Below are 16,954 nucleotides of genomic sequence, written 5' to 3'. Positions count from 1 at the left end.
GTGGCCTGCCCTACCGGTCGGGAGACAGTAGGGCGGCACCGCGGGCCGACACCAACTCCGGCATCGACGGCACAAGAGTAGGCAGACCGGTCCGCAGTTCGAGCGACCGCGCAATCGAGGTGATGTTCGCGCCGCCGCCGACCACGACGATGGACTGCGGTCTGGCCCCGGACAATTCAATCGTCTGCTCGACGAGCATGCCCGCATACCGTACGGGGCCGGCGATCAGATCGTCGAAGTCGCGCCGCGTCAGCACGTGGCGCGCGGTCCCGGACGGATCCGCCGTGCTGACGACAGAGTCGACGCTCAGTTGCTCCTTGATGGATCGGCTGGCATCGATTCCGATTCGAACCCCGTTGGTGGAGAGCAATCGACGGACCGAGTGATCGAGATCGTCTCCGCAGAACGTGGCGGTACGCCGCGTCATCAGCGTCCGTGACGATGCGAGATCGACGACGGTGACTGTGGTTCCGGTGCTACCGATATCGCACAAGACGGTGACCCCGTGGTTCGGTACCAGCCCGATGAAACGCAGATAGCGCACTTGCGCAGCGGTTTCCGGCACGAGTGACGCCGTGCGGGCGGTGCCGCGGGTAGCGACCGCGCCGGGATCGGTGGCCACCCGGTACGCGATGGCCGAGAACTGCACCGGCAATGACATCGTCGCCGCGATGGAATGTATGGCATCGACACCGGTAGCGATGGTGGTGGCCAACGACTGCCCGTGCGCGCGGCGCACCGTCCGCGACACGATGGGTGTTCGGTGCGGGCTGTCCAGATACGTCAGAATTGCGCGTGCGCCGTGCGCACCCGCCCCGACCCCCAACACCAGCACCCCGCCCCGCCCTTCAGCAGATCGACTCCGCACTCCGCACGGTCATTCCACCATGAACGGTACGGGTGTGCCATTGTGTTGTGACGAGTCACGACAGAACTCAGAACGATGTGGTTATGTCATCACTGTCGAAATCGCCTGCATCCGAACGTAGTTCCGCCAAGATTCGGATGAGTGCGATCAGCTTGTCGCGAGCGAGCCCCGGACGGGCGAACACGAGTGAGTTCAGGCGCTCGGTGGCTTCCACGGCCAACTTCCGTCCCGCGTCGGTGATTTCGACGAGAGTGGTGCGACGATCGCTCGGATGCGGAATGCGGCGAACGTATCCGACGGATTCGAGCCGGTCGACAGCATTGGTCACGCTCGTCGGGTGTACCTGTAGTCGTGCGCTCGCTTTGGCCATCGGCAATGCGCCGTTCTTGGTGAACGTCAACAACGTCAGCAGTTCGTAGCGTGAGAAGGTCAGTCCGGTCGGCTTCAAGGCCTCCTCGACCCGGGCCAGCATGATCTGTTGCGCCCGCATCAACGACGTCACGGCTGCCATGCCGTCGGCGGCGTCGGACCACCCGTGCTCGGTCCATTGGCGATGGGCCTCGGCAATGGGATCGAGTGGAAGCGGGGACGGTGCAGGCATACCCACCATCCTCCCACGGTGTCCGGTTCGAGCGTCTACCGAATCACGCTGCGGAGTGCTGCGAGTGGAACACGATCCGTGATCGTCGTTCGAGCGCGCTGCCCGACCCACCCACCCGCTCGGCGCCGAGAATATCCTGGCTGCCACTGGCCCCGACGCTGTAGAGCAGCGAACCCGTCAGATCCACGCGGGTGTCGAGTAGGTAGCGGTCCAGGCTGACGAGTGCTTGCGCGAGCAGGAGTGCGAGAACTCCGAGAACGGCGGGAATGAACCAGAACGACTCCCGTAACTTCGCCATGAATTCCTACACGGGGACAGGCTTCCCCGGCGTGTCCGAATCAATTCATCGGCGTTCGAATCACGATGATCGCAACCGTGGGCTTCGGTCGGCCGATACGGCATCGTCATCGGTGATGCGGGTGTGGCCGAGTGGCTAGGCACCGGCCTGCAAAGCCGTTCACACGGGTTCGAATCCCGTCGCTCGCTCGAAGATCGGGACCGGCCGGCTACGGTCGGTCCCGATCGATGTCGTGTCAGGCCAGCAGCGCGGGCTTTCGAGCCACGGTCACAGCCCAGTCCGCGTCGTCTCGCCAGGGCCGTAGGTCCCAGGTCGCGAAACGATGTTCGACGACGAAGCCGACCGCGGCCAAATCTGCGTCGAGTGCGGCGACGGTGTAGTCGCGATCGGTGGCAAAGCCCGTGACGAAGACCCCGCCGTCGGTCAAGTGGGCCCAGATACGTTCCAGCGCTTCCCGTTCGGTGCCCGGCTTCATGTAGACGAGTACGTTGCCTGCCGCGACTGCTGCGTCGAACGTCCGTCCCAATTCCAGCGCCGTCAGATCGGCGACATGAACGTCGAGTTCGGGGTGTGCTCGCGCGGCCTCGGCGAGAACAGGGTCGAGATCCACTCCCGTCACCCGGTGTCCGCGGCGGGCCAGTTCGGCACCGAGTCGGCCGGTACCGCATCCGGCATCGAGAATGCTCGACTCGGGTGAGACCAACGCGTCGACCATGCGGGCCTCGCCGTGCAGATCCACGCCGCGTTCGGCCAGACGGTCGAATCGCTCGATGTACCGCGTGGAATCTTCGGCTGAGTTCTCGGCTTGCCAGCGTGTGGTCACCCCGCCAGGGTAGGTGAGTCAGGTCAGTGCATCGAGGGCCGACTGGGCTTCGGCGACCCGATCGCGGGCCTTCCTGTGTGCCTCCGCTGCCGAACGGGCGCGGTCGGCGCTTGCGTCGTCTGCTTCCTGTGCCGCGTTCGACCGAGCCTTGGCCGCAGTCAGCTCCGACTGGATTCTCTCGACTTCCGCTGCAGCGCTAAGTAGTTCGGATGTCGCCCGTTCGGTGTCGGACTGTGCTTCGTTGGCTTCGATGAGCGCGGCGTCGAGGTCGGACTCGGCCGATTCGAGTTCGGCGAGCAATCGATTGCGCTCGGCGTCGTCGGCTTTCTGTCGGTCGTCCTCAGGTGAATCCTCGGTCTCCGGTGCGGGTTCCTCGGCCACATCGCCGTCGTCGGGCGGGTCGGGAACAAGTGAGAGCAGCGCGGGCCCGAAGCCGCTGTAGGTTTCGGCCGTGACGGTTCGACCCGCCCGCACGCGGTCGCGAATCTCGGGATCGGCCATCGCCGCGTTCAGGGTGTTGGCGATCTCGCGAGCAGCATTGTCGCCGACCATCACTCCGAGATCGCGTCCCAACGAGATCGCTCTTTCTGTCAGTGCGCGTATCGAAGTGCTTCGAGCAGTGGACAACTCGCGAAGACGGGGTCCATCGCCCCGCTGCTGAGCTCGTTCGAGCTGCTCGCCGAGCTCGAACAGTTCCGCGAGAGCCGATTCGTCTCGACGGGCGAGGCCGTTGACCAACCACGCAACGACCGTCGGCTTGCGGAGGGCACCGATGCGGGTGGCACCGGTTTTGTCGCCGGCTTTCTTGAACCGGGCGACGTATGCAGAGCGATGCGACACGAAATCGACGGGAGCCAGCGAATACAGGTCGTCAACGACCGTGCCGATGTGGGGGAGATCCTCGGACATCGAAGTCCACCGTCTCGTTCGAGCAGTCACAGGTGCGCGTGACGTGCGTGAAAGATGTGTGCCCCCGGCAGGATTCGAACCTGCGGCCTTTCGCTCCGGAGGCGAACGCTCTATCCCCTGAGCTACGGGGGCGCACCGGCTTCAGCCGGCGTGCCTGTTGGGCTGTACGAAAGACTAGCGCATACGTGACCGGAGCCGAAATCACCCCTCGGGCAGCGGCTGCGCACCCTTCGCGGCAAGCATCTGCTTCATCAGCGTCGATTCGCTGGTCTGGGTGGACACCATGGATTTGGCCAGGTTGATCACCGCAGGCGACTGCGCATGAGTCTGCGCGTACTCCATCATCGCCAGGCCGCCCTCGTGATGGCGCAGCATGAGCTGCAGAAACATCACGTCGACGTCCGTGCCCGTCGCCTGCCGAAGCGCGGCGAGCTCTGCGGAACTGGCCATACCGGGCATTGCCCTGGTGGGATCGGAGGACCCCGGTTCCATCGACATGCCACCCATCGAGTGGCCGTGAGAGTCGTCGGCCGTCATCCAGGTCATGTAGCCGTCGGTCGCTATCGGTGCGCGGTCCCACAGAGCCAGCCAGCCCTGCATCTGACCGACCTGATTCTGCTGCGAGGTGAGCATGTCGAATGCCAGACTCTTGACTGCCTGGTCGGGAGCATTGGTCAATGCCACCGCCGACATCTGGATCGCCTGGTTGTGGTGCACGGTCATGTCTTGTGCGAAACCGACATCGACCGAGTCCGCGGCAGGCGAGTTGTCACCGTCACGGAATGGACTCTGCACCAGAAAGCCCAGCGCGAAACCGATTGCCAGGACGGCGATCAACGCCAAGACGACCAGCGCAGTGCGCTGACTCGGCTTGGCCTCGGACGGGCGGGTGGTCGAGTCGACTGTCGATTCGGTCATCAGCTCGCGGGAACCTGAAGATCGCTGGGTAGCTGCGCTCCATCGGGCAGGCCGCCCGGCAGTCCGCCGGCCCCGCTGGTCTCACTGGCGTCGGGAGTGATGCCGGCGCCGTCCATCGGAACGGCGTCCGCGCCGGGTGCGGAGGCGTCGAACAACGGCGGGTTGTCCGGATCGAATGCGTTGTCACCTGTGCCCGGTACCGATGCGCAGCTGGCACCGACCTCTGGGTAGGCGAAGCGGTTCAGGCGCAAGGCGGAGATGAACTGCCCGATGCGTGCGTCGTCCACACTGTCCAGCTTCAGTTGGTGGCCCCAGGACTGCAGAGACACAGGGGTGTCGAGACCGGGGTAGGGCGACATCATCATCTGGGTTTCACCGTCGACGCGGTCGGCCAGCGACTGGACCTGGTCTTCGTTCAGGTCGTCGGGGTTGTAGGTGATCCAGACGGCTCCGTGCTCGAGCGAGTGCACAGCGTTCTCGGTGCGGATGGCCTCGGGGTAGACGATTCCGGTGCAGGTGGCCCACACGGCATCGTGCGGTCCACCGAAGGGCGGTGACTGGTCGTAGGCGACTCGCTGGGTACGCGCGACGTGCAAGGCCGCCGGGTACTCCTGTTTGGCGACGCCGTCTATTCCCGTCGAAGGATCCTGGTTGCTCTCGCTGGGTGCGAACTTCTGCGCTTCGGCGCGGTCCTGGTACTTGGGGTACAAGTTGATCCCGAGACCGGCGACCAAGCCGACGACCACTACGACTCCGGCAACCGTCAGCCAGGGAATCTGCCTGCCCTTGGCGGCAGGCACACCGCCCTTTTTCTTGCGAGCTGACTTCTTGTTGGCTGCGTTGATGGCTTTGTCCGCCTTCGCAGCCGACTTGTTCTGACTGCCTTTGTCGGGACCCGTTGGCATCGCTGTAGTTGCTCTCTCAGTCGAGGAAAGTTGGTGGTCGGTGTCGCTGGTCGTGCGTATCTGCTGGTGACGGCGGTGACCAAGGACCGTCCGCGCAGAGCGCCCTTACTGTACGTTCTCTGCCTGAGAGCGTGCTCAGGGCCCGCAACGAGCGCTTCGTCCGGGTGGACGGGCAGTGGATGCGAGTACGCCGCACACCAGCCAATAGGATAGCTACCTGTGACTCCTGCCGATCTTGCCGAACTGCTCCACGCGACCGCCGCGAAGGTGCTCGCCGACCGCGGCCTGGACGCATCTGTTCTGCCTGCGAAGCTGGCCGTCGAGCGTCCCCGCAACCCCGAGCACGGCGACTACGCGACCAATGTGGCTCTGCAGGTCGCGAAGAAGGCCGGTGCCGATCCGCGCGACTTCGCCGGCTGGCTCGCCGAAGCTCTCGCGGCCGAGGCCGCGATCGACAGCGCCGACGTGGCAGGCCCCGGATTCCTGAACATCAGGCTGGCCGCTGCCGCCCAGGGAGAGATCGTCGCCCGAGTACTCGCTGCAGGCGCGGCGTTCGGCAACGGATCGTCGATGGCAGAAAAGAAGGTCAACCTCGAGTTCGTCTCGGCCAACCCGACAGGTCCGGTGCACCTCGGCGGTACCAGGTGGGCCGCCGTCGGCGATGCGCTCGGTCGGATCCTGACCGCCCACGGTGCCGAGGTCACTCGCGAGTACTTCTTCAACGATCACGGCGCACAGATCGCGCGCTTCACTCACTCGCTCATCGCCGCCGCCAAGGGTGAGCCAGCACCCGACAACGGCTACGCGGGCGAATATATTGCCGAGATCGCAGCGCACGTGCTCGCCGAGCGACCCGATGCGCTCGCACTGGACACCGAGGCGCAAGAAGAGGCGTTCCGATCCATCGGCACCGAGCTGATGTTCGACCGGATCAAGGCCAATCTGCACGAGTTCGGCGTCGACTTCGATGTCTACTTCCACGAGAACTCGCTGTTCGAATCCGGAGCCGTCGAAAAGTCGGTCGAGTACCTCAAGAGCTCGGGGAGTCTCTACGAGGAAGACGGGGCCTGGTGGCTCAGGTCGACGGACTTCGGTGACGACAAGGATCGCGTCGTTATCAAGAGCGACGGCAACGCGGCCTACATCGCCGGCGATATCGCCTACTTCCAGAACAAGCGTCAGCGCGGCTTCGACCTGTGCATCTACATGCTCGGTGCCGACCACCACGGATACATCGGACGCCTCAAAGCGGCTGCGGCGGCATTCGGGGACGACCCCGAGACCGTCGAGGTGCTGATCGGACAGATGGTCAACCTGGTCCGCGACGGCGTTGCCGTGAAGATGAGCAAGCGCGCCGGAACCGTCATCACGCTCGACGACCTGGTCGACGCCATCGGCGTCGACGCCTCCCGATACGTCATGATTCGGTCGTCCGTCGACTCCAGCATCGACATCGACCTGGCCCTCTGGGCGAGTGCGAGCAACGAGAACCCGGTGTACTACGTCCAGTACGCCCATGCCCGGCTGGCCTCGCTCGCGCGCAATGCCGCCGAACTGGGAATCGTTGCGGACCAACCGGATCTGAGCCTGCTCACCCACGAGCAGGAAGGCGAGCTGATCAGGACGATCGGCGAGTACCCCCGCGTGGTGGCCAGCGCCGCCGAACTGCGCGAGCCACACCGGATTGCCCGCTACCTCGAAGAGTTGGCGGGTGCTTATCACCGTTTCTACGGTGCGTGTCGAGTACTTCCACAAGGAGACGAGGAGCCCGGACCTGTGAACACCGCACGACTGGCGTTGGGGAACGCGACCCGGCAGGTCCTGGCCAACGGCCTCGAACTGCTCGGGGTCAGCGCACCGGAGCGCATGTGAGCGCACATCCGGCAGGACCGAAGCATGCCGATGCACCCGTGAAACAGTCGACATCTCATCGCCCGGCCGACGCGTCGGAGATGACGACTCTGCCCGATCAGGTGTGGCCCCGTAATGCCGAGCGCGGACACGACGGAACGGTTCGTCTCGCCGGAGTATCGGTCTCCGATCTTGCGGAGGAGTACGGGACGCCGCTGTTCGTCATCGACGAGGACGACTTCCGTTCGCGTTGCCGCGAAATGGCAGCCGCTTTCGGAGCGCCCGAGCGAGTGCACTACGCATCCAAGGCTTTTCTGTGCGGCGAGATCGCGCGCTGGGTTGCCGACGAAGGGCTGTCGCTCGACATCTGTTCCGGTGGCGAGCTGGCTGTCGCGCTGGCCGCAGGGTTTCCAGCGAACCGAATTGCCATGCACGGCAACAACAAATCGGTCGCCGAGCTCGAGGCGGGCGTGCGCGCGGGCGTCGAGCACGTGGTTCTCGACTCCAACATCGAGATCGACCGTCTCGACGCTGTTGCCGGCGCAGCCGGTGTGGTCCAGGATGTTCTGATCCGCATCACCGTCGGCGTGGAAGCGCATACGCACGAGTTCATCGCCACGGCGCACGAGGATCAGAAGTTCGGCTTCTCGCTCGCCGATGGTTCGGCACTCGACGCGGTCCGCCGCGTGTTCGCTGCCGACAACCTTCGCCTCGTGGGACTGCACAGCCACATCGGATCGCAGATCTTCGAGGTCGACGGCTTCGAGCTCGCGGCACACAAGGTCATCGGCCTGCTCCGAGACATCGTCTCGGAATTCGGTGTCGAAAAAACCGCGCAGATCTCGACGCTGGATCTCGGTGGCGGCATGGGCATCTCGTACGTTGCCAGTGACGACCCGCCGCCGGTGGAACAGCTCGCAGCGAAGTTGACCGCCATCGTGGAGACGGAATCGGCCGCGGTGGGCTTGCCGGTTCCGACGATCGCCGTCGAACCCGGCCGTGCAATCGCCGGACCGGGCACCGTCACGCTGTACGAGGTGGGCACCATCAAGGATGTCACCGTCGACAAGGCAACGCGCAGACGCTACATCAGCGTCGACGGCGGAATGAGCGACAACATTCGCACCTCGCTCTATCAGGCGGAGTACGACTGCCGATTGGTCTCGCGAACCAGCGAGGCTCCAGCCGTTCTGGCGCGAGTGGTCGGAAAGCATTGCGAGAGCGGCGACATCGTCATCAAGAACACATGGATGCCGGCGGACGTCGGGCCGGGTGACCTGCTCGCGGTAGCGGCCACTGGGGCCTACTGCTACTCCATGTCCAGTCGCTACAACCTGCTGACGCGGCCCGCAGTGGTCGCAGTCAAGGACGGGCGAGCGCGCCTGGTTCTGCGGCGGGAAACCATCGAAGATCTGCTCAGCTTGGAGGTTCAGCCATGACATCGAAGCCGATAGGCGTCGCCGTACTCGGACTCGGAAACGTCGGCAGCGAGGTCGTTCGAATCCTCACCGAGAATGCCGAGGACTTCGAGGCGAGAATCGGTGCACCACTTGAGATTCGGGGCATCGCGGTGCGTCGGGTCGACGGCGATCGTGGAGTGCCGACCGAGCTGCTCACCGACGATCCGGCCGAGCTGGTCGGCCGCGACGACGTCGACATCGTCGTCGAGGTGCTCGGCGGCATCGACATTCCCCGCAAGCTCGTGCTCTCTGCCCTCGAGAAGGGTAAGTCCGTCATCACCGCGAACAAGGCCCTCTTGGCCGAGTACACCGGCGAACTCGCTGACGCTGCCGAGAAGTCGCGAGCCGACCTGTATTTCGAGGCGGCGGTGGCCGGAGCCATCCCGGTCGTTCGCCCACTGATGCAGTCCCTCGCGGGCGACCGCGTGAACAAGGTTGCCGGCATCGTCAACGGCACCACCAACTTCATTCTCTCCGCGATGGACGAGACGGGAGCGGACTACGCCGAAACTCTTGCCGAGGCAGGACGTCTGGGCTACGCAGAAGCCGACCCGACCGCCGACGTCGAAGGCTACGACGCGGCATCGAAGGCGGCAATTCTTGCCTCCATCGCCTTTCATACCCGCGTCACCGCAGGCGACGTCTACCGCGAGGGCATCAGTAAGATCACCTCGGACGATCTCGAAACCGCGAAATCCCTGGACTGCACCATCAAGCTGCTGGCCATCTGCGAGCGGATCGTCACGCCCAAGGGCAAGGAGCGAATTTCCGCTCGTGTCTACCCGGCGCTCGTTCCGCTGAATCACCCGTTGGCATCGGTGAACGGCGCGTTCAACGCCGTGGTCGTCGAAGCCGAGGCTGCCGGCCGCCTGATGTTCTATGGGCAGGGCGCAGGCGGTGCACCGACCGCGTCCGCTGTGCTGGGCGATCTGGTGATGGCCGCGCGCAACAAGTTCTACGGGGGACGGGGCCCACTCGAATCCAAGTACGCCAAGCTCGAGGTGGCCCCGATGGGTGACATCCTTACGCGCTACTACGTCAGCATGCAGGTCGCGGACAAGCCCGGCGTCCTGGCCACCGTGGCGGCCGAGTTCTCCAAGCGGGACGTCAGCATCTCCACCGTGCGTCAGCACGGCTCTGGTGACGGAGCCAGGCTCGTCGTCGTCACCCACCTCGCGGCCGACTCCGCATTGTCCGAAACCGTTGCATCGCTCGAGCAGCTCGATGTGGTCGTCCACGTCGCCAGCGTTCTCCGATTGGAAGGCACCACCGTATGAGCGTCCACACCCCCTGGCCCGGTCTGATCGAGGCATACCGCTCGCGTCTGGCGATCGGGCCGGACTGGAAGACCGTCACGCTGCGAGAGGGCGGAACTCCGCTGCTGCCCGCCGGGCATCTGTCCGAATTGACCGGCTGCACAGTGCATCTCAAGGTCGAAGGGCTCAATCCCACCGGTTCCTTCAAGGACCGCGGAATGACCATGGCCGTCACCGACGCACTCGCCCGGGGTCAAGAGGCCGTGCTCTGCGCCTCGACCGGCAACACCTCTGCTTCTGCTGCTGCCTATGCGGCCAAGGCCGGAATGAGCTGTGCCGTACTGGTTCCGCAGGGGAAGATCGCCATGGGCAAGCTCGCTCAGGCGGTCATGCACGGAGCCAAGATCATCCAGGTGCAGGGCAACTTCGACGATTGCCTCGAGCTGGCCCGCAAGACCACGGCCGAGTTCCCGACCATCGGTCTGGTCAACTCCGTCAATCCCGTCCGCATCGAAGGCCAGAAGACCGCGGCCTTCGAGATCTGCGACGCCCTCGGCGACGCGCCGGACATCCATGCCCTGCCGGTCGGCAACGCGGGCAACATCACCGCGTACTGGCGCGGTTATTCGGAGTACTTCCGTGACGGTCTCACCACGCGGAAGCCACGGATGCTCGGAGTCCAGGCCGCGGGTGCCGCTCCTCTGGTTCACGGTGCGCCGGTGAAGGACCCGGAAACGATCGCCACCGCAATCCGGATCGGCTCACCCGCATCCTGGAACGGTGCCGTCAACGCCAAGGAAGAATCGAACGGAGCATTCCGCGCAGCGACCGACGAGGAGATCCTTGAGGCATACCGGTTGATCGCGAAGACCGAGGGCGTGTTCGTCGAACCGGCCTCCGCGGCCAGCGTCGCCGGACTGTTGGCGGCTCGAAAGGAAGGCTGGCTCGAGCCAGGCCTGACCGTCGTCTGCACGGTGACCGGAAACGGTCTCAAGGATCCCGACACTGCTTTGGCGGGTATGCGTGTCGTAGAACCGATTTCGGTCGATCCCGTCGCTGTCGCGGCTGCGCTCGAGCTGGCCTGAGTTGACGGAATCTCCGGCTATGACGACGACACTACCGATCGGGCTCACGGTCACCGCGCGCGTTCCGGCGTCCAGTGCCAACATCGGACCCGGATTCGACAGTCTCGGAATCGCTCTGGGGCTCTACGATGAAATCGAGGTCACGACCACTGCGTCGGGGCTGAGGATTCATGTCGACGGCGAGGGCTCTGCGGATGTCCCGTGGGGTCCGACGCATCTGGTGGTGCGCGCCATCGAGCGAGGTCTCGAAGCTGCCGGAGTGTGGGCCGATGGTCTCGATGTCCACTGCCGCAACGCAATTCCCCATTCGAGGGGTCTCGGTTCGTCGGCGTCGGCTGTGGTCGGGGGTCTAGCGGCGGCCAACGCGCTCGCTGCGAAAGTCGATCCGTCCAGTGCATTGTCGGAGAGCCAGCTCGTTCAGTTGTCGTCGGAATTCGAGGGGCATCCCGACAATGCGTCGGCGAGCTGCCTCGGTGGAGCCGTCGTGTCGTGGAGCGAACCGCCCAATGCCAGTGTGACGGCGCGAAAGTACGCGGCCGTGAGGCTGGAGGTGCATCCGACCATCAGGGTCGTCGCGCTCGTGCCGTCGGAGCGCTCGTCGACCTCGCACACGCGGGGTCTGTTGCCCGAGTTGGTGCCCCATCGTGACGCGGCCTTCAACGTGAGCCGGAGTGCTCTCGTCGTGGTGGCGCTCACTCAGCGTCCGGATCTGCTGATGTCCGCAACGGAGGATCTGCTTCATCAAGGACAGCGGGCCCAAGCGCTGCCCGACACCACGCGCTGGATCGCGACTCTGCGCGCCCGATCGATCGCGGCCGTGGTCTCCGGAGCAGGACCGACCGTCATGGCGTTGTGCACCGAGGAGTTTCCGACGGATCTGCGCGATGCCGCAACCGCCGAGGGGTGGCGGGTACTCGACCTCGATGTAGCCGACGGAGTCACCATCGCGTGACAAACGCCGAGTAGGGTTCTTGCCGACTGAGGACAACGGCGCTATGGTGAACCTGTCCGTACATCGTGCGCTTCAGACGCCGGTTTCGTCAGGGCAATCAGGTCGCTGTATTCGGGGGGATTCAAACGTCCGAGTGATGTGACGCTCCTGACTCGATCTTCCCCGTGGTTCTCTGCGGTTTCGGATCGATGGTGTCGTCGACGGAGTGCGTCGAACATGAACGGCAATATCCGAGTTCGGCAGAACGTCGAACTGCGGAACGAACCCTCGGCTGCGCATCGAGCGAGCGAGGGAAGGAAAGGACCTCCGTGACCGATACGGAACTTATCTCTGCGCCCGAAACGTCACGCCGACGCGGCGGCCTGTCCGGAATGGTTCTGACCGAGCTACGCAGCCTCGCTGGCGAACTCGGCATCAAGAGCATCTCCGGCATGCGCAAGGGCGACTTGATCGCAGCCATTTCCGAGCGCCAATCCGGTGCTGCGTCTGCGAAGTCGGCCAAGTCCGACGCACCCAAGTCCGACGCTCCCAAGACGCGCCGCGCCGCTGCGTCGACACCGGCCGTCGAAGATCGACCTGCAGCAGAGGTAGCACCGGCACCCGAGGTGCCAACTGCCGACGCCTCGGCGACGCAGTCGGTCGATGCGGCAGACTCGGCTCCCGAAACCGGTCGTCGCGCACGTGGCCGCCGAGCAGCAGGTCGCCGAGCCGGTGCGCCCGATCAGCTTCCGCTCGACGACGGCGACAACTCGGCTGGAACCGAGACCGCTGCAACCGCTTCCCCTGCGGACACCGCGTCGAGCGAAAAGCAGGACGAGGGCGACAACGCCGCCCCCGAGCGGCCGCGACGCAGTCGCGGCGAGCGGAACCGTCAGGACGGATCCGACCGTGAACAGCGTGACGCCGACAGCAACCGAGACAACGCGGCTCGTGACAACGGGAGCCGTAATCAGGGCGACCGAGACACCGCTACCCGCGAGAACGGCAACCGGGACAACGGCAACCGGGAAAACGGCAACCGCAACCAGGGTGATCGGGACAATTCCAACCGTGACAACGGTGGTCGTAATCAGTCCGATCGCAACGGCCGCAACCGCAATCAGGGCGATGGTCGCAACGACAACCGCAACGACGGTCGCAACGAGGAGCGAAACAACGGTCCTCGCGACAACCGCGACAACAATCAGGACGACGAGGGCGAAGGCCGGGGTCGTCGGGGTCGTCGATTCCGTGAGCGACGTCGGGGACGCGATCGTGGCGAGGGCAACGACGGCGTCGGCGGCGGTGGACGCGAGCGCGACACCGAGATCCGTGAGGACGACGTACTCCAGCCGGTAGCCGGCATCTTGGACGTTCTCGACAACTACGCGTTCGTCCGTACCTCGGGCTACCTGGCCGGACCGAACGACGTCTACGTATCGATGAACCTCGTTCGTAAGAACGGTCTTCGTCGCGGCGATGCTGTCACCGGCGCAGTTCGAGTGGCACGCGAAGGTGAGCAGTCGACCCAGCGGCAGAAGTTCAACCCGCTCGTGCGATTGGACACTGTCAACGGGGGAGAGGTCGAGGCAGCCCGCAAGCGTCCGGAATTCGGCAAACTCACCCCGCTGTACCCCAACCAGCGTCTGCGTCTCGAGACCCAGCAGAACATCCTCACCACGCGCATCATCGACTTGGTGATGCCTATCGGTAAAGGCCAGCGTGCGCTGATCGTGAGCCCGCCGAAGGCAGGTAAGACCAGCGTTCTGCAGGCTATTGCCAACGCGATCGCCATCAACAATCCCGAGTGCTACCTGATGGTCATCCTCGTCGACGAGCGGCCCGAAGAAGTGACGGACATGCAGCGCAGCGTCAAGGGCGAGGTCATCGCGTCGACGTTCGACCGGCCGCCGGGTGATCACACGGCAGTTGCCGAGTTGGCGATCGAGCGGGCCAAGCGCCTGGTCGAAGCCGGACAGGACGTGGTGGTTCTGCTCGACTCGATCACCCGTCTGGGACGTGCGTACAACAACAGCTCGCCGGCTTCGGGACGAATCCTGTCCGGTGGTGTCGACTCGACCGCGTTGTATCCGCCGAAGCGGTTCCTCGGTGCGGCTCGAAACATCGAGCACGGTGGATCGCTGACGATCATCGCCACGGCCATGGTCGAGACCGGATCCACCGGTGACACCGTGATCTTCGAGGAGTTCAAGGGCACCGGTAACGCCGAGCTCAAACTCGATCGCAAGATCGCGGAGCGGCGCGTGTTCCCGGCGGTCGACATCAACCCGTCCAGCACCCGCCATGACGAACTGCTCCTGGCTCCCGACGAGGCGGCAGTGGTACACAAGCTGCGCCGCGTGTTGTCCGGACTCGACTCCCACCAGGCCATCGACCTGCTGGTCGACCGCCTGAAGAAGAGCAAGAACAACCTCGAGTTCCTGATGGAGGTCTCGAAGACAGCGCCCGGCGGCAACAACGACTGACCGGTCGTTTCTCGGATCGACACCCCGGGGAACAAGTCGGCAGGTGCGTGCGTTGTACGCATCTGTCGGCACAGAAGTACCGACGATTAGCAGGGCGGATGCACGCTCTGGCATAATCAACGGCCGAGTCCGGTTCCGGTTCACGTCTTCGATCGGCGAAGGCGACCCGGCGACCATTACAAAGAACGGTAAGGACACCATGAAGGCAGGAATTCACCCCGACTACACGCTGACGACAGTCGTCTGTGGTTGCGGAAATACTTTCGAGACCCGAAGCACCACCGACAAAGAGCGAATCAGCGTCGAGGTCTGCTCGCAGTGCCACCCCTTCTACACCGGCAAGCAGAAGATTCTCGACACCGGCGGCCGCGTCGCACGCTTCGAGGCTCGCTACGGCAAGCGCGCCGGCAAGAAGGCCGACGCAGACAGCTAGCTGTTCCGCCGACGCCCGTCCTGTGATTCACAGGACGGGCGTCGGCTTTTTTGTGTCCACGCCCAGTTGCACCCGCGTTCGAGAGTGAGTCATCCCCATGGCGAGAACAGTGAAGCCTTCGGCCATCGACGACATCCTTGCCGAACACTCCGGGCTCGAGCAGCAACTTGCGGACCCAGCGCTGCACAACGACCCGTCCGCGGCACGCAGAGCAGGCAAGAGGTTTGCCGAACTGGCACCGATCATGTCTGCGCACACCAAGTTGACCGCCGCTCAGGACGACCTCGAAGCCGCACGTGAGCTCGCCGCCGACGATTCGTCGTTCGCCGCCGAGATCCCCGAACTCGAGGCGACCGTGCTGCACCTCGAGCAGACCCTCACCGACCTGCTGGCACCACGCGACCCGCACGACGGCGACGACATCGTGATGGAGGTCAAGTCAGGTGAGGGCGGCGAGGAATCGGCGCTCTTCGCCGCCGATCTCGCGCGGATGTACGTGCGCTACGCAGAACGCCGTGGCTGGCGGGTGGAGGTGCTCGACGCGAACGTATCCGACCTGGGTGGGTACAAGGACGCGACCCTGTCGATCAAGACCAAGGACCCGCTCGACGGCGTGTGGGCGCGCCTGAAGTTCGAGGGTGGCGTGCACCGAGTGCAGCGAGTGCCGGTCACCGAATCTCAAGGACGCGTGCATACTTCCGCGGCCGGGATTCTGGTGTATCCCGAACCCGACGAGGTCGAAGAAGTCCAGATCGACGAAACCGATCTGCGTATCGACGTCTACCGTTCGTCCGGCAAGGGCGGCCAGGGTGTGAACACCACCGACTCCGCGGTTCGGCTCACGCACCTTCCCACGGGCATCGTGGTGACCTGCCAGAACGAGCGTTCGCAGCTGCAGAACAAGGCACGCGCGATGCAGGTTCTCGCAGCTCGCCTCCAGGCGGCCGCAGAGGAAGCAGCCAACGAAGAGGCCTCGGCCGGACGAGCCAGCCAGGTGCGTACCGTCGACCGCTCGGAGCGGATCAGAACCTACAACTACCCCGAGAACCGCATCACCGATCACCGCATCGGCTTCAAGGCGCACAACCTCGACGCCCTGCTCGACGGCGAAATGGATGCGTTGCTCGACGCGCTCGCCAAGGCGGACCGCGACGCTCGTATGCAAGCAGAATAGTTGGGGCGCAAAGCTTTTCAGATTTCGATCGGCCGGTCCACTGCTCGGTGCGATACCCTTGTTTCCAGGTTCGACCACGTACGAGCGCCCCGAGAGGCACAGCAGAATGAACCAGGCCTTGACACCCGCAGGCGAGAACGCCGTCACCGAGCTGTCGTCTCGCTACGGCATCTCGACCGACGCGGTCCGCACCATGCTCGACGCCGTCAACAACGGCCGCGGCACCATGGCACAGTTCAACATTCCTGAGCTCGGTGGCAGCGGACAGTGGATGCGCGGCGGAATGACCATGGTGGGCAACATGTTCGATCACGGACTCAAGAGCCGGGTCGACGGCCTGTGCCGTGATCTGTCTGCGGTGCTGTCGCAGCATCAGGTGTATCCACCGCGGGAGGCCGCGGGTGGTTCTTTCGGTGGTAACTCGTTCGGGTCCGGTTCGTGGTGGCCCTCGGATCTGGGTTCGCCGAGTTCGAGCGGCGGCCAGAACGGTTCGCAGTACGCGGTGTTCCCGGGGTCTCGACGCCTCGCAGTGCTCGTGGGCGGCGAACTGGCCGTGTACGACACGCTCGACCACTCTATCGGGGGAGTGCAGCAACAGCAGGGTGGTGGACCGGGATCGCTGGAGTTCACCAGCCAGTACGGCACGTTCAGTGCAGGGAGTCTGCCTCGTGTGGACCAGCAATCGAGCGGAACGAACTCGCAGAACCAGTCCGCACCGCAGGCCTACCCGCAACAGTCCTCGTCACAGCAGTCGTCGGCTCCACAGGCCTCGAACCAGTCCGGGGCCGGGGGGAACCAGGTCGGCGTCGACATCTTCGACATCACCGCTGCGATCGAGGCCCTTGCCGGATTGCACGCGAAGGGATTCCTCACCGACGACGAGTTCTTCTCCAAGAAGTCGGAGTTGCTGGGGCGCGTGTGAGTGAGTTGTCGGGGCGTCGTGGCAGTCTGAACCG

Annotated in this window: 16 protein-coding genes and 2 tRNA genes; 10 read left to right on the top strand and 8 right to left on the bottom strand. The window is 64.6% G+C overall.

The features are described from left to right. Window positions 1-10 precede the first annotated feature (10 nt). The 3 genes from QM797_RS22955 to QM797_RS22945 form a co-directional block, all read right to left on the bottom strand. On the bottom strand, window positions 11-835 hold the full coding sequence (locus QM797_RS22955) for a DUF7159 family protein (RefSeq protein WP_283277961.1): 825 nt from the start codon (window positions 833-835) through the stop codon (window positions 11-13). A 100-nt stretch (window positions 836-935) separates the two neighbouring features. Continuing rightward, entirely contained in the window at window positions 936-1,469 is a 534-nt protein-coding gene (locus tag QM797_RS22950) for a MarR family winged helix-turn-helix transcriptional regulator (protein ID WP_283277960.1), read from the bottom strand. Window positions 1,470-1,512: 43 nt separating this feature from the next. Beyond that, window positions 1,513-1,767, bottom strand: a complete 255-nt coding sequence (locus QM797_RS22945) for a hypothetical protein (protein ID WP_283277959.1) — start codon at window positions 1,765-1,767, stop codon at window positions 1,513-1,515. 117 nt (window positions 1,768-1,884) lie between these two features. Between QM797_RS22945 and QM797_RS22940 the strand changes: the two genes are divergently transcribed. Further along, window positions 1,885-1,955 (top strand) — tRNA-Cys (locus QM797_RS22940). Window positions 1,956-2,002: 47 nt separating this feature from the next. On the opposite strand, the gene QM797_RS22935 is transcribed toward QM797_RS22940, so the two are convergent. From QM797_RS22935 to QM797_RS22915, 5 genes are all read right to left on the bottom strand, one after another. Continuing rightward, window positions 2,003-2,590, bottom strand: a complete 588-nt coding sequence (locus QM797_RS22935) for a class I SAM-dependent methyltransferase (RefSeq protein WP_283277958.1) — start codon at window positions 2,588-2,590, stop codon at window positions 2,003-2,005. 18 nt (window positions 2,591-2,608) lie between these two features. After that, window positions 2,609-3,499, bottom strand: a complete 891-nt coding sequence (locus tag QM797_RS22930; RefSeq protein ID WP_283277957.1) for a hypothetical protein — start codon at window positions 3,497-3,499, stop codon at window positions 2,609-2,611. Between the two features lie 59 nt (window positions 3,500-3,558). Continuing rightward, window positions 3,559-3,631: transfer RNA gene (locus QM797_RS22925), tRNA-Arg, on the bottom strand. Between the two features lie 69 nt (window positions 3,632-3,700). Further along, the gene (locus tag QM797_RS22920) at window positions 3,701-4,417 is read right to left on the bottom strand and encodes a DUF305 domain-containing protein (RefSeq protein ID WP_283277956.1); all 717 of its coding nucleotides are present in this window, start codon (window positions 4,415-4,417) and stop codon (window positions 3,701-3,703) included. Next, on the bottom strand, window positions 4,417-5,322 hold the full coding sequence (locus QM797_RS22915; protein WP_283277955.1) for a thioredoxin-like domain-containing protein: 906 nt from the start codon (window positions 5,320-5,322) through the stop codon (window positions 4,417-4,419). Before QM797_RS22915 ends, QM797_RS22920 begins: the two co-directional genes overlap by 1 nt. A 219-nt stretch (window positions 5,323-5,541) precedes the next feature. Between QM797_RS22915 and argS the strand changes: the two genes are divergently transcribed. The 9 genes from argS (at window position 5,542) to QM797_RS22870 (ending at window position 16,920) form a co-directional block, all read left to right on the top strand. Then, window positions 5,542-7,194 carry an arginine--tRNA ligase gene (argS, locus tag QM797_RS22910; RefSeq protein WP_283277954.1) on the top strand — a complete coding sequence of 551 codons (1,653 nt, stop codon included), beginning with the start codon at window positions 5,542-5,544 and terminating at the stop codon, window positions 7,192-7,194. After that, window positions 7,191-8,612, top strand: a complete 1,422-nt coding sequence (lysA, locus tag QM797_RS22905) for a diaminopimelate decarboxylase (protein WP_283277953.1) — start codon at window positions 7,191-7,193, stop codon at window positions 8,610-8,612. Before argS ends, lysA begins: the two co-directional genes overlap by 4 nt. Then, window positions 8,609-9,910, top strand: coding sequence for a homoserine dehydrogenase (locus tag QM797_RS22900; protein ID WP_283277952.1), 1,302 nt, complete (start codon window positions 8,609-8,611; stop codon window positions 9,908-9,910). The genes lysA and QM797_RS22900 overlap by 4 nt, the downstream gene beginning before the upstream one ends. Then, a complete protein-coding gene (gene thrC / locus QM797_RS22895) occupies window positions 9,907-10,974 on the top strand; it encodes a threonine synthase (protein ID WP_283277951.1) in 1,068 nt (355 codons plus the stop codon). The genes QM797_RS22900 and thrC overlap by 4 nt, the downstream gene beginning before the upstream one ends. A 19-nt stretch (window positions 10,975-10,993) precedes the next feature. Next, window positions 10,994-11,926: a homoserine kinase gene (thrB, locus tag QM797_RS22890; RefSeq protein WP_283277950.1), complete on the top strand. Its 933-nt coding sequence runs from the start codon at window positions 10,994-10,996 to the stop codon at window positions 11,924-11,926. Between the two features lie 188 nt (window positions 11,927-12,114). After that, entirely contained in the window at window positions 12,115-14,391 is a 2,277-nt protein-coding gene (gene rho / locus QM797_RS22885) for a transcription termination factor Rho (protein ID WP_502942383.1), read from the top strand. A gap of 199 nt (window positions 14,392-14,590) precedes the next feature. Then, on the top strand, window positions 14,591-14,824 hold the full coding sequence (gene rpmE, locus QM797_RS22880; protein ID WP_008715081.1) for a 50S ribosomal protein L31: 234 nt from the start codon (window positions 14,591-14,593) through the stop codon (window positions 14,822-14,824). Window positions 14,825-14,921: 97 nt separating this feature from the next. Further along, window positions 14,922-15,998: a peptide chain release factor 1 gene (gene prfA, locus QM797_RS22875; protein ID WP_032378891.1), complete on the top strand. Its 1,077-nt coding sequence runs from the start codon at window positions 14,922-14,924 to the stop codon at window positions 15,996-15,998. 106 nt (window positions 15,999-16,104) lie between these two features. Continuing rightward, on the top strand, window positions 16,105-16,920 hold the full coding sequence (locus tag QM797_RS22870; protein WP_283277948.1) for an SHOCT domain-containing protein: 816 nt from the start codon (window positions 16,105-16,107) through the stop codon (window positions 16,918-16,920). Window positions 16,921-16,954 lie beyond the last annotated feature (34 nt).

The organism is Rhodococcus sp. IEGM 1381 (genome assembly GCF_030056795.1).
Lineage (GTDB): Bacteria > Actinomycetota > Actinomycetes > Mycobacteriales > Mycobacteriaceae > Rhodococcoides.
This window is presented reverse-complemented; position numbering and strand designations above follow the sequence as displayed.